The organism is Shewanella sp. MF05960 (assembly GCF_050849305.1).
Taxonomy (GTDB): Bacteria; Pseudomonadota; Gammaproteobacteria; order Enterobacterales; family Shewanellaceae; genus Shewanella.
The window spans coordinates 45511-58004 of the sequence record NZ_JBOZPS010000018.1 but is presented as its reverse complement, the minus strand read 5'-3'; the positions used below and the strand labels follow the sequence as shown (position 1 = coordinate 58004).

The following is a 12494-nucleotide window of genomic DNA, read 5'->3' as shown; positions in this document are numbered from 1 at the left end:
AGGAACACATAATGGCCGAAAGCCCAAAAATAAACCGTCGTGAGCATATTTTACAATGCTTAGCGCAAATGCTTGAAACTAGCCCAGGTCAACGCATCACCACCGCCAAACTCGCCGCTGAAGTGGGCGTGTCTGAGGCCGCACTGTACCGTCACTTTCCTAGCAAAGCGCGTATGTTTGAAGGCTTAATCGAATTTATTGAAGACGCAATTCTCTCGCGATTGAATATCATCATGGACGAAGAAAAAGACACCATGACCCGCTGCCAATTAGTATTACAGCTATTGTTGGTGTTTTCTGAACGAAACCCAGGGATTTCTCGCGTGTTAAATGGCGATGCACTGCTAGGTGAAAACGAGCGTTTACGCAGTCGAATCGACGTGTTATTTGCCAAGATAGAAACCCAAATAAAACAAATTCTACGCGAAAAAACCTTACGTGAAGGCGTAGGCTTTAACATCGACGAAGCCATACTGGCCAATCTATTGTTAGCGTTTGCCGAAGGCAGAATTTCACAGTTTGTCCGCAGTGAATTCAAACAAAAACCCACACTGCATTTTGATGAACAATGGACCTTTATTCAGCAACAATTGTTGAGAAGCTAATTGAATCATCCATTTCGTTTCTTTAATGCTGAAACCGTGAAAAATATTATGACATAACGCTTAAATGTTTAATCAACAAAAGCCGATACTTGAATAGAAGGATCGGCTTTTTTATTGGCTGCGGTATTAATTTACAGTGAATCGCGCTATTCTCCTTTTCCCCTATGGGGCAGCCAAGTGGGTGTTAATCTACACTCATACAAACAGTGATATCGAGTCGTTGGAGGATATATGGCATTCAGTGAAGCCGCAATTAAAGTACAAGCAGCGCTAAAAGACCGTGGGTTAGAAACCCCGATGCTGCCAAAAACTTCCACGCCTGAAGAACGTAAAGTTAAAATTGAACACCATATGCGTGAGATTTTGACCTTAATGTCACTCGACTTAACTGATGACAGTTTGGCAGACACGCCACGTCGCATCGCCAAAATGTATGTTGATGAAATCTTCTCGGGGCTCGATTACGAAAACTTCCCAAAAATCACCGTCATTGAAAATAAGATGGGCGTTGATGAAATGGTGCGAGTGCAAGATATTAGCCTCACCAGTACCTGCGAACATCACCTGGTAACCATTGATGGATTCGCGACTGTGGCTTATTTACCGCGAACTAAAATTATTGGCTTGTCTAAAATTAACCGAATCGTGCGCTTCTTTTCCCAACGTCCGCAAGTACAAGAGCGGTTAACCCAACAAGTGTTAGTGGCGCTGCAAACCTTGCTTGAAACCAAAGACGTAGCGGTAAAAATGGATGCGGTACATTACTGCGTTAAATCTCGTGGGGTAATGGACTCAACCAGTTCAACCACCACCACGGCACTTGGCGGTATTTTTAAGTCTAACCCTGCTACCCGTGCTGAGTTTTTACACCAAGTGAAATAGCGTACACGGATTACGGAAAAAAGTGCAATAAAAAGCTGCATCAATATGACTATTGTGCAGCTTTTTTAATTTTTCAGCCTCAGCGAATCAGTTTGTCTACACTAAATTCCGTATTGCTCGCGATATGAGCTAACAGAGGCTAATTCAGCTTCCATTCCCGGCTTTTCAGACAAGTAATTAATTAAATCAGCTAACTTAATAATCGACACAATCTCACAGCCAAAATCGCGTTCAACTTCTTGAATCGCCGACAGCTCGCCCTTGCCTTTTTCTTGGCGATCAAGTGCAATCAACACTCCAGCAAGATGGGCATTGTGGGCATTAATTATTTCCATCGACTCGCGGATAGCAGTGCCCGCAGTGATCACATCGTCCACCAGCATCACCTTACCTTTGAGCTCACTGCCGACTAAACTGCCGCCTTCGCCGTGGGTTTTAGCTTCTTTGCGGTTAAAGCAGTATGGAATGTCAACATCGTGATGATCGCACAGAGCAACGGCTGTAGTTGTGGCAATCGGAATACCTTTGTATGCAGGGCCAAATAACAAATCGAACTCAATGCCCGAGTCCATTAACGCCGCAGCATAAAAGCGGCCTAAACGCGCTAAGTCTTTACCCGTATTGAACAATCCAGCATTAAAAAAGTACGGACTCGTACGACCAGATTTAAGGGTAAACTCACCAAAACGTAACACTTGGCGGGCTAAAGCAAACTCAATAAATTCGCGTTGATAGGCTTTCACGGTTATTCCTCTATAATCAAATTTTGGATTAAAAAAAAGGACCGTTATCGGTCCTCATTTTTCAACAGCATATTAACTTAATGCGGCTTTTTGCACATCGACAATTTCGCGAATACTGTTTTTAGCTAACACTAACAACTCGAGCAACTCTTCATGGCTAAATGGTTCGCCTTCTGCAGTGCCTTGAATTTCGATAATCTTACCGGTTTCAGTCATCACAACGTTCATGTCAGTTTCAGCAGCGCTGTCTTCAATGTATTCTAAATCGCTGATCGCTTCGCCTTTGTAAATACCCACACTCACAGCTGCAATTAAAAACTTAAGTGGGTTGGCTTTAATAATGCCTTTACCGCGAGCCCAGTTAAGCGCGTCAACTAACGCCACACAAGCACCCGTAATAGCAGCAGTACGTGTACCACCATCAGCTTGAATCACGTCACAATCGATAACTATAGTGTTTTCACCTAACAACTTCATATCAACGGCTGCACGTAATGCACGGCCAATTAAACGTTGAATTTCTTGAGTACGGCCAGACTGCTTACCACGAGCCGCTTCACGGTCCATACGGCTGTGCGTTGAACGCGGTAACATGCCATATTCAGCAGTAACCCAACCTTGACCCTGGCCTTTAAGAAAACGTGGAACGCCTTCAGTGAAACTGGCTGTACATAATACTTTTGTGTCGCCAAACTCAACTAAAACAGAGCCTTCAGCATGTGCAGTAAAAGAACGCGTAATAGTAATAGGGCGAGTTTGAGCTGGTGTACGGTTACTTGGGCGCATGAAAAGTCCTGTAGTCGAATTCATATCAGATTTGAGCGCATATTATAGAGGTTCGCGACGCCAGATGCCACGACAAACCCACGCTAATCGCTATCGGTAACATGATCGTCCACTAGCGTTATCGCGGATGTTGTTGATATCGGCCAAGATAAGCCACAATTATCGCCACTAATCCTTTAATCCAACGACCTAAAACGGCTATAATCAACCCACATTTGCGTAATAACATAACAGGACACTTCATGATCCAAAGCATGACAGCCTACGCTCGTATCGAGCACAAAGCAGAATGGGGCACAGCCTCATGGGAAATTCGTTCAGTCAACCAGCGCTACCTAGAAACCTACCTGCGCCTACCTGAGCAGTTTCGTAGCTTTGAACCTGTCTTACGCGATCGCCTACGTAAACGCTTAAACCGCGGTAAAGTAGAAGTGAATCTACGTTATGAGTTAGCCGACAACAGCAGCAACGAATTGCAACTCAACCAAGCGCTAGCAAAACAGTTATTAAGTGCTGCTAATTGGTTAAAGCAAGAAGCCGGTCAAGGCGAACTAAGCTTAACAGACGTATTACGCTGGCCTGGCGTGCTTGCCTCAGCCGAGCAAGACATGGACAGCATTGGTGCAGAACTGATGACAGCCTTTGATAATGCAATCGATCAGTTTATCGAAGCGCGCGGCCGTGAAGGTGAAGCGATTAAAGACATGTTACTGACTCGCTTAGACGGCGTAATGGAACAAGTGAACGTTGTGCGTGAGCATATGCCAACGGTAATGAAATATCAGCGTGAAAAACTCACTAACCGCTTAGCCGATATTGCTGGTGAACTAGACCCTGCCCGTATCGAACAAGAAATGGTACTCCTAGCACAAAAGCAAGATGTTGCCGAAGAAATGGACCGTCTTGAAGCACACGTAGCAGAAGCTCGCCGCATCCTTAAAAAAGGTGGCAGCGAAGGTCGTCGTTTAGACTTTATGATGCAAGAGTTTAACCGCGAATCAAATACTTTAGCCTCAAAATCAATCAGTGCAGAAATCACTTCGGCCGCTGTTGAATTAAAAGTATTGATTGAGCAAATGCGCGAGCAGATCCAAAACGTTGAATAACGTCCATTTAGGTCCGCAAATGTAACACAACCATTGTTTTAAAAGGATTTATTCTTAATCTCAATCCATAGAGGTCCAAACGTACCCACCACTTTCTCGAACTAACTGGTGGGTAATATGGTGAGTATGCTAGTATCTAGCCAATGTGTAGTGGTGGGTAAAATACCCACCCTTATAATTGGCTGGAGAACTAGAGCTAATGGGAAAATTAACCGCAAAGGAAGTAGCAGCAAAATCCAAGGGAGAGCCTGGTCGATTCGCCGATGGTGAAGGCCTGTATTTTGTTGTACCCAAATCCGGCAAAGCGTTTTGGATGCTCCGCTACACGGCCAACAATAAACGCAAAGAAATGACACTAGCCAAATACAGTGATCTTTCTCTTGCTGATGCTCGTGCCGACGCTGCAATTAAAATGAAGCAGTTTCGAGATGGCTTAGATCCTCTTGTCGCTAAGAAACGCGCTGAACAAGCCGAAATTAAAACCGTCGATGACCTCTTCGCCGATTGGCATATCGGTAACGTTAAAAGACTCAAACACCACGAAATCCCCGAACGCATCTACCGTAAAGACATTGCGCCACATATAGGCACCTTTAACGTCAATAGCGTCAACGCTAGGGACATAAGAGAAGTATTGAAGGCCATTGCCGCTACTGGCCGTCCTGCGATCGCTAACGACGCTCTGATGTACTGTAAACAACTTTTCAATCACGGCATAAAACTGGATCTGCTTGGCGCAAATCCAGCGAGTGCATTTTCGGTTTCTGATGCTGGTGGCGTGGAAAAAAGCAAAGACAGGGCTTTAACAATAGAAGAAGTTACTCAGTTCTTTCATATTGCACGAAGCAACAGCGATAGTTTCAGCCGTGACAATTATCTAGCCTGTGCATTACTGGTGACATTGGGTATTAGGAAGTCTGAATTGGCAGAAGCGCCATGGAAGGAATTTGATCTAGAGAAGCAGGTTTGGAACTTGTCTAAAGAGCGCAGTAAATCAGGCGTTGGCATTGCTATTCCATTACCTGAAGTTGTCATGAACTGGTTACAAGAGCTAAAGGTAAGAGCTTGTGGTTCTGAATATGTGTTTCCAAGCCGTAGAACCAGCAAAAATCCGCACATGGGCTCAGATACATTAAACAGAGCGATCACTAAGCTTTTTGGTCATGAAGCCGGTAAGAAAAAACAACCGCTTAACTTAATGGGTGATATGGCCCACTTTACCGTCCACGACTTACGCCGCACTTGCCGCACCCTACTAGCCAAGCAAGGTACTCTTGGGCATGTGGCAGAGCGTTGCTTGAATCATAAGCTTAAGGGTGTAGAAGGAATCTATAACCAGCATGATTATTTTGAAGAGCGGAAAGAAGCACTAGCTAAATTATCAAACACACTGCTGCAAATAATTAATTGATGTGGTTCCCCCTGGTTGAACCATAAGCACATCAACGTACTGCAACATAATAGCTATTGAAATAAAACAGGGAAGACCACTGAGTTTTTTTAATATATGGGCAATTCACAATCTCTTCCGAATCTGAATATTGGTTATTCTATTATTGTGATTTACAACAATTGCTTATGTGATTTATTGTTCTAAATTGATGGTTTCAATCGCCTGTTTAGTTCCGCTTTGATTGTAGTGAGGTCAATTGGTGATTCAAATAGTAAATAGAGATTTTTAACCACTTTTCGCATTTGGAGCTAGTTATTATAGGTATTGCATCAGCTTTAACTGGGCACTTATTACTTTAAAAACTAGATGTTTACTGTTTGTTGATATAGCTCTTAGTTCAGATCTGTTATATAAAGCTAGTATCGAGAACTTAGTAGTGAACAAGGATGATTGCAATGACAGACATAAAAGTACAAAAGTTAATTTATCATATTACTAGCACTGATAATTTGACTGGAATTTTAGAACATGGATTGTTACCTCGAAAAGATTTGAACGATTTCGACGATGTAGCTGATCATGCCATTCTAAAGGGCAGAGAAGCTCATAGATTAGAGACATATGTACCGTTTCACTTTTTTGCTGCGAACCCTTTCGATGGGCGTGTACACGAAGAATATCCTGATAGTGATTTTGTGTTAATTAGTGTTAGACGAGCGGTTGCTGAAGCTCGTAATTGGCAAATTATTCCACGCCACCCTCTTGCACGTGAGGGAATTAGGATTTTAAGTTATGCCGAAGGAATGGAAACTATTGATTGGGAGGCTATGAATCTTCGTGATTATCATGATGATAACTCGAAAAGCGTTTGTATGGCAGAATGCCTATCTCCAAAAATTGTACCAGTCGCCGATTTTTTTAAGCTATTCGTTTCTAATGATAGAGTTAAACAAAATGTTGAAATGCTTCTAAGGGATAGAAGATTACAAATCGACGTAGTCGTTAACCGTGGAATGTTTAGACGGTAGTAAACGATAGGTGCTTCTTTTAATGATAGAAGCACCTACAAGTATTTATTTAGATCGGAGCTGTCTTATTGAGCCACTGTCCATCATAAAGCCTTTGCAGTGCAACCTGGATGTGGGCTGGCTTCATTAAAGCTTTACGTTCGCTCCAAGAATGCACCTTACTAACTAAGTCTTCAAGTTCAATGCACTCGGCAGAACATTCCTGAGTAGCGACCCAATGAACTGTTGATAATAATTCCATCCCATATGGAGATTCGAAACCATCTACGAGCCTTTTAACATCATCAAAATGCTTTTTCGTACTAGGATGCTCGGCTAAAAAGGCCTGAGCTTCAACAGCAGCTTTTTCTTGGAGTTTAATAGGTATGTCTGGTTTATTAGCTCCATCAGCATATCCAGAAATAAAATGTCCTTCCATCTTTTCAAGTACATGCCTTAAAACATCAGCGTATGGGCCATAATGATGTTTTTGAAACTGTACCTTATTTAGTTTTTCTCCCGCCGTAGTGAGAAAGTAAACTAGTTTCTGAACTTCCAGCAAAGACAACTTGTAATGTAAGCCCGTCGTTAGATATTCATTAATCAAACCTATTACAGCGGCTCTGCCTTTTGTCATTCTTGGGCGTGCAGTACGATTGACCATCTGCTCAGCTTTTGGTGCATTTTGAGGAGGATAGATTTTCCACTCCACTTCTGGCATATCAGATAATGATCTTTTTATCTCTTCTTCAACTAAATTCCAAGGCAACCCACCTAAACCGCTACCTAATGCTGGAATAGCTACAGAGGTGAGCTCTAGACGCTTAACTTCTGATTTCAAATCGTTTAAGCCTTCATGGATATATTCAAGCTTAGACTTACCTTTCCAATGAGCTTTAGTAGGAAAGTTTATGATGTAATATGGCGGATTTAGGGAGTTGGTAGAGGTCGTTAGCATCTTCCCTGTTGTCATTTCTTTGTTGTCGCATGCAACTTTGTAAATTGCATAATTTTCATCAAATGCTTTTTTAAACTGGAGTGCAAGACCTTTCCCCATAACACCGACAGTATTTACAGTATTGATAATGGCATCCGCTTGATCGTGCAGAATGTTTCCTTTCACATATGAAATCATTTTGAGTCACTCACTTAATAATACCATTCTGGCTTGATTAGAATTTCTGGCTTGTGGCTTGATGTAGAGAGTAGCTGTTCTACCTCTAATGCTAATTCTGGCGTTTTTACTGCAATCTGTCGAATACAATTCCAAGAAACTGCTTGATAAGCTAAAAACTCTGCTTGCTTTTCCTCTTTGAATTCTTGCCAGTATTTAGCATGAATTTTATTAAAGTTGAGCTCGTTTATACGGTTAAAGTCATCAATTTGTTCGGCAAAAGCTAAATCCGCGTGAATATCGGTAAAAAAGCAGTCTTGGTTTGTGGCTCTTACTGTATCAGTGTCCGAAATTAAATGGACTATTTTCTCTTGTCCACCATCATAATTTTCGTGGCCCTGATAAATTACGTAAAGCATAACTGACCGTGGGCAGAAATTGAATGGTACATATTGGCCTATTGTTCCACCAGCTGCTACAGAAACCAGGTGAGTTAGACGCCTTTGCTTTATGTGGCTATAACCAATATTCTGATTCATTAGCCCAAGTTCAATACGCTTCGCATCCGACCACAGGCAATCCTGCTCTAAGATGCTCCCCAAGTTATCAACATGAGTAATGTGTGATACTTTGACTGTCATTTTTAATCCATAGCCTGTACAGAGTTAGCCAAACGCTTTTCATGCCCAAACTCAGTGGTATAGAAACGCTGCTCAATACCGTAGAGTAAGTACTTCAGTTCATCATCCGTGGTGATTTCAAACTTGCTGTTATCCTTATCAAATTTAAGTTTTTTCTCACAGTAGCTATGAATATACGAGTACATTTGGTCGCGGTCTGCTGCTGGCATTGCTGCTAATGTGTCCATTGCTAAAGCAATACGTTTTCGATTTGGCTTAGAGACCTTATTCATACCGTAACCATTCGATAATTCAATAAAATCTTCTTCTAAAAAAGCCTCAACCTCATCATTGGTTGCTTCCTTGTAAAGAGTATCAATCCCTTTAAAAATGCTAGATATGGTCGCTAAGTTACGGAAAATAAGCGTATCATCATCTTTAAAATATACTGCATCGGGTAGAGTATTAATAACCAATCGAGTACTGTTATCTTCAACTTCTGCCGCTTCACCGAAAGCGATCATTTTTTTATTTATAAATAATGAAGGTGTTACTTTTTGAAAGTAAAAATCATTGTCCTGTACAGCAAAAACAAAACCAATTTTGCCAAACTGACCTTTGGTTAAATCATCATACTCAACAGAGTTAAAATCTGTTTTTAATAACTGTAGACAATATGGTTGTGCTTTAAAATCCTCTATTTTAAACCAGGCATCTTCATCAAGATTATGATCGGGGGTGTAAGGCACGCAAGCACCTAAATCAATCGCCACAGGGTCATACAGCGTGTAATTAGAAATCATTTTTAAATAAGGCTTTTTTCGTAATCCCTTAACTTTGACTAGTACATGATCCATGTAGCATTAACCTCTCTCTATAAATGTATAATTATTGATTCTGTAGGCCTCATCGATGACAATTTCATCAGGCGTTTTATATTTATGTCGGCTTATCAAAAATATAGCTGCACCGTTTTTAGTTTTGATATTGTAGAACTCAAATCCAAACAACAAAAACAGTGGGTTAAAGTAGAGTGCTTGCGATAGGAAGGTAAACACGAATAGCACGCCATATACAAAGCCCAAGGTTTCCCAGTTATTGATACTTAGTGCAACAAAAAAGTATCCCAGGTAGCTAGGAAGAAAGCTGTTGTTAGCATGTTCAATCTCAACCACCTGACCAGTTGTAAATTCATCTTTACCAAGAAACCGACTTAGTAAAATACTTAGTCCACTTAACGCTATTGGCACTAACAGATAAAGAATGTATGAAATTGCATTCGGCAGCCCCGCCAAGTAAGTACACTTTTCAAAAAAGTGACCTAGTGTGAAGCCTTTCTGCACCACAAAAATTATCAGCAACAATGATGTTGCAGTAATGGTAAGTAATAGCCGATACGCAATATTTGTCATTTAATAGTAACTTGACCATTCATTAGCATAGGAAGCAGCCAATCTCGCAAAGACTCTAACTCAGCGTTTTCTTTTAGTAACGTTTGTTTCTTGCTCTGCAAAGGACTAACAAAATCATAGAATTTTTTTGCAAGATTTTCCGGAGGCATCGCAACATGATATTTAGTGACAAATGCATCAAACAGAAGGTTTTTAATTCCGCTCGTTTTACCTTCCCAACCAAATAGAATTTCATGATCGTAAATCCACTGCCACATGTAGCTAAAGTTATAAAAATATGAACTATTTTTTAGTGAGATAGCCTTACAGAAGTTAGAACAAATAACGGGGTGTTCAAAACGTTCGAGTACTTCTTCCGTAATTACAGATATTCGACCTGTAGACTGCGCTGGACTGCCACCAGATATTTCAATTACAAAATCAAAAGGTAAAAGCAATTTATGTGTATTTTTCTCAAGGATAAATCGATTTGGAGCGGCAACTTTACCTGTTCCATTTAATCCGTTTATATCAGCACCTCGAATGCAATCAACTTGAAGAGTGTAATTTCCTTGCAGTGCTTCCTTACCCCAATCTCCCGTTTTATCTGCTTTTATCCAGTCAGATAAATAGTTACCGTCCCACCCCAAAGGTATTTCAGATTTTAATATTTCGTTATAAACCATCTCTCCGCCAGATGTTTTATACGGCTTCCCATCTTCATTTGGAAAATCGAACTGTACAAACCAATAGGCATACAATGTTTTAACCATAGCGTCTAAATCTGTATTAATACGAGTGTTGAGTTCAACTTTTTGGTCAATAGCTTTTAAGACCGCAGAAAGACGACTTTGCTCAATGACAGCCTCAGGAAGTCGAATGGGGAAGCCTTTTATATCACCTGAATTAAGGTTCTTTCGTACACCTGAAGATAGGTTGCGTAATTCATTGTATTGATTTTTTAAGAAGTAATATACGTATTCAATATCTGCTTTATCTGGATCAATTTCAACATTACAACAAGCCTGATTAGTTGTCATTGCCTTCTTTAATATAGAAACATTACCTCTAGTTTTACCTTCTCCATACATAGCTATTGATAACGTATTTTTCGGGGAAAGCTTAATACTTGTTTTTTCAAGCGCTTCTTCCGTAATATGCTCACATGTTGCATAGATGTACTTCTCACCTAGTTGCGCAGTTTTTAGCCAGGGTACATTACCACCAGCCCAAAATAGTGGGTTACTCCGAAGAGGCGTGAGTCCACTAGAAATTCTTAATGAAAGTTCAGCAAGCGTCTTAGTTTTCATACTTCAGTCCTGCCAGCTGATTTTTAATAACACTTTCTAGCTCTCGGGACTTTTCAAACATACTTTCCAAGTTCGAGCTATAGTTTCCCATATTTTCTTTAAACTGCTCAGGCGTTATATCGGTATACTCAACTTTTACTTCAAAGTACTGGCCTGCACTCAATGAATAATTCTTTGCCACGATATCGCCATAACCCACTACAACAGACAAATCATCTAAAGCTTCTTTCTGATTGAAAACATCAATGATCTGCTGTTCTTCCGTTGCGCTTAATACCGTTTTTTGGTTTTTACCTTCTTTAACTTTTGTCCCTAAGTTTGATGCATCAACTAGTACTACATCACCTTTGTTGCTGGCATCAAGAAACAGAATTGAGACGTTTGTACCTGTTGTAGCAAAAATATTAGATGGCATGGAAACCACTCCTGCCAACATTTTATTATCCACTAAATGCTGACGGATTTTTTTATCAATTCCAGATTGAGCAGTAATGAACCCTGTAGGTACCACAACAGCAGCTTTACCATCGGCTTTTAGTGAATGAATAATGTGCTGTAAAAATAGTAGGTAAATTGCCATTTTATCTTTAGCTTGGGCTGGTACTTTAGGAACTCCAGCAAAGAAACGTTTTTGATGCTCTTTTCCTTCCAGCTCTTCGTGAATCTCACTGAAATCAAGCTTAAATGGCGGATTTGATACGATGTAATCAAATTGCTTCAGGGTTGCCCCATCCTTGTGATGCGGGTAGCGCATGGTGTCACCCTCAATCACATTTGGTATTGAATGCACTAGATTATTCAATATTAAATTGAGTCTAAGTAAGTTCGATGACTTCTTGGAAATGTCCTGAGTGAAGATAGAGCAGCGGCTTTCACCAATTGCATGAGCCACGTTCATTAATAAGGTGCCAGAACCCGCTGATGGGTCGTAACAACTCACATTGCTAATTTTACCCTGCAGATCCTTCGGTACTAGAATACTTGCCATAATGCGCGCAACTGCGTGCGGGGTGTAGTACTCGGCGTATTTACCACCAGAGTTGCTGTTGTAATCTTTAATTAGGTACTCAAAAATTACAGCATAGAAGTCATATTTTTGAGTAAAGATACGTTCAAAGCTAAATTCAGCAATGCTGTTAATGATTGCTCGGCAAAAGTTGTCACGCTTACTTACCGTGACATATTCACTAATAGGTTCAAATAGTGCGACTTTTTCACCTGAGTCTGTCATAACAGAGAAGGTATCACTATTCAACATGGCGATATCACGCAGTGTATCATCAAACAATTTAGCGAAATCTGCTTCATTCTGTTGAGCAAACAAGGTGGAAATAAAATGCTCTTGCTTTAATTGTGCTGCATCAGCAGGTAATTGCATTGCCAGCATTTCTCGTTCATCATCACTTAATGCGACAAACGCTTGCTCCCAGTTGTCGCTACTCGCCAACTTTGGTTCAATTTGCTTGGTTTCATAAGTGAACTTATCGTTCAGCAACTTGTATAAAAACACCTGGGTAATGATTTTAAATTCACTGGC

13 protein-coding genes are annotated in these 12494 nt (G+C 40.8%); 5 read left to right on the top strand and 8 right to left on the bottom strand.

Translation table 11 applies throughout. The features are described from left to right. The first annotated feature begins 11 nt into the window (after positions 1–11). Positions 12–605: a nucleoid occlusion factor SlmA gene (gene slmA, locus ACROAE_RS16490; protein WP_432403714.1), complete on the top strand. Its 594-nt coding sequence runs from the start codon at positions 12–14 to the stop codon at positions 603–605. 231 nt (positions 606–836) lie between these two features. Further along, on the top strand, positions 837–1487 hold the full coding sequence (gene folE / locus ACROAE_RS16485; RefSeq protein WP_432403711.1) for a GTP cyclohydrolase I FolE: 651 nt from the start codon (positions 837–839) through the stop codon (positions 1485–1487). A gap of 101 nt (positions 1488–1588) precedes the next feature. Here the strand turns inward: folE and pyrE are convergent, their stop codons facing one another. Continuing rightward, positions 1589–2230 carry an orotate phosphoribosyltransferase gene (gene pyrE, locus ACROAE_RS16480; protein ID WP_432403709.1) on the bottom strand — a complete coding sequence of 214 codons (642 nt, stop codon included), beginning with the start codon at positions 2228–2230 and terminating at the stop codon, positions 1589–1591. Positions 2231–2302: 72 nt separating this feature from the next. Continuing rightward, entirely contained in the window at positions 2303–3016 is a 714-nt protein-coding gene (rph, locus tag ACROAE_RS16475) for a ribonuclease PH (protein ID WP_011639245.1), read from the bottom strand. 242 nt (positions 3017–3258) lie between these two features. Here rph and ACROAE_RS16470 point away from each other — a divergent pair, with 242 nt between their 5' ends. The 3 genes from ACROAE_RS16470 to ACROAE_RS16460 all read left to right on the top strand — a co-directional run bounded on the left by ACROAE_RS16470 (position 3259) and on the right by ACROAE_RS16460 (position 6543). After that, positions 3259–4122, top strand: coding sequence for a YicC/YloC family endoribonuclease (locus ACROAE_RS16470; RefSeq protein ID WP_432403707.1), 864 nt, complete (start codon positions 3259–3261; stop codon positions 4120–4122). Between the two features lie 199 nt (positions 4123–4321). Next, entirely contained in the window at positions 4322–5533 is a 1212-nt protein-coding gene (locus tag ACROAE_RS16465) for a tyrosine-type recombinase/integrase (protein WP_432403705.1), read from the top strand. Positions 5534–5970: 437 nt separating this feature from the next. Beyond that, positions 5971–6543 (top strand): DarT ssDNA thymidine ADP-ribosyltransferase family protein, encoded by a 573-nt coding sequence (locus ACROAE_RS16460; protein WP_432345769.1) that lies wholly within the window; start codon positions 5971–5973, stop codon positions 6541–6543. A gap of 49 nt (positions 6544–6592) precedes the next feature. Here ACROAE_RS16460 and darG read toward each other — a convergent pair whose 3' ends face one another. The 6 genes from darG to ACROAE_RS16430 are packed head-to-tail and all read right to left on the bottom strand — an operon-like array spanning position 6593 to position 12452. Then, positions 6593–7645: a type II toxin-antitoxin system antitoxin DNA ADP-ribosyl glycohydrolase DarG gene (darG, locus tag ACROAE_RS16455; RefSeq protein WP_432345768.1), complete on the bottom strand. Its 1053-nt coding sequence runs from the start codon at positions 7643–7645 to the stop codon at positions 6593–6595. A gap of 26 nt (positions 7646–7671) precedes the next feature. Continuing rightward, positions 7672–8277: a type II toxin-antitoxin system toxin DNA ADP-ribosyl transferase DarT gene (darT, locus tag ACROAE_RS16450; protein WP_432345766.1), complete on the bottom strand. Its 606-nt coding sequence runs from the start codon at positions 8275–8277 to the stop codon at positions 7672–7674. A 2-nt stretch (positions 8278–8279) separates the two neighbouring features. Continuing rightward, positions 8280–9113: an ATP F0F1 synthase synthase gene (locus ACROAE_RS16445; protein ID WP_432403703.1), complete on the bottom strand. Its 834-nt coding sequence runs from the start codon at positions 9111–9113 to the stop codon at positions 8280–8282. Between the two features lie 6 nt (positions 9114–9119). Further along, complete coding sequence (locus ACROAE_RS16440) at positions 9120–9668, bottom strand: hypothetical protein (protein WP_432403701.1); 549 nt, start codon at positions 9666–9668, stop codon at positions 9120–9122. Next, entirely contained in the window at positions 9665–10957 is a 1293-nt protein-coding gene (locus ACROAE_RS16435; protein ID WP_432403698.1) for a restriction endonuclease subunit S, read from the bottom strand. The genes ACROAE_RS16440 and ACROAE_RS16435 overlap by 4 nt, the downstream gene beginning before the upstream one ends. Next, complete coding sequence (locus tag ACROAE_RS16430) at positions 10947–12452, bottom strand: HsdM family class I SAM-dependent methyltransferase (protein ID WP_432403696.1); 1506 nt, start codon at positions 12450–12452, stop codon at positions 10947–10949. The genes ACROAE_RS16435 and ACROAE_RS16430 overlap by 11 nt, the downstream gene beginning before the upstream one ends. Between the last annotated feature and the right edge of the window lie 42 nt (positions 12453–12494).

Coding starts and splice junctions, on each gene's coding strand:
- darT (WP_432345766.1), bottom strand. CDS start 8,277: ATGACAGTCAAAGTATCACACATTACTCATGTTGATAACTTGGGGAGC.
- ACROAE_RS16470 (WP_432403707.1), top strand. CDS start 3,259: ATGATCCAAAGCATGACAGCCTACGCTCGTATCGAGCACAAAGCAGAA.
- folE (WP_432403711.1), top strand. CDS start 837: ATGGCATTCAGTGAAGCCGCAATTAAAGTACAAGCAGCGCTAAAAGAC.
- slmA (WP_432403714.1), top strand. CDS start 12: ATGGCCGAAAGCCCAAAAATAAACCGTCGTGAGCATATTTTACAATGC.
- ACROAE_RS16460 (WP_432345769.1), top strand. CDS start 5,971: ATGACAGACATAAAAGTACAAAAGTTAATTTATCATATTACTAGCACT.
- rph (WP_011639245.1), bottom strand. CDS start 3,016: ATGCGCCCAAGTAACCGTACACCAGCTCAAACTCGCCCTATTACTATT.
- ACROAE_RS16440 (WP_432403701.1), bottom strand. CDS start 9,668: ATGACAAATATTGCGTATCGGCTATTACTTACCATTACTGCAACATCA.
- ACROAE_RS16435 (WP_432403698.1), bottom strand. CDS start 10,957: ATGAAAACTAAGACGCTTGCTGAACTTTCATTAAGAATTTCTAGTGGA.
- ACROAE_RS16445 (WP_432403703.1), bottom strand. CDS start 9,113: ATGGATCATGTACTAGTCAAAGTTAAGGGATTACGAAAAAAGCCTTAT.
- ACROAE_RS16465 (WP_432403705.1), top strand. CDS start 4,322: ATGGGAAAATTAACCGCAAAGGAAGTAGCAGCAAAATCCAAGGGAGAG.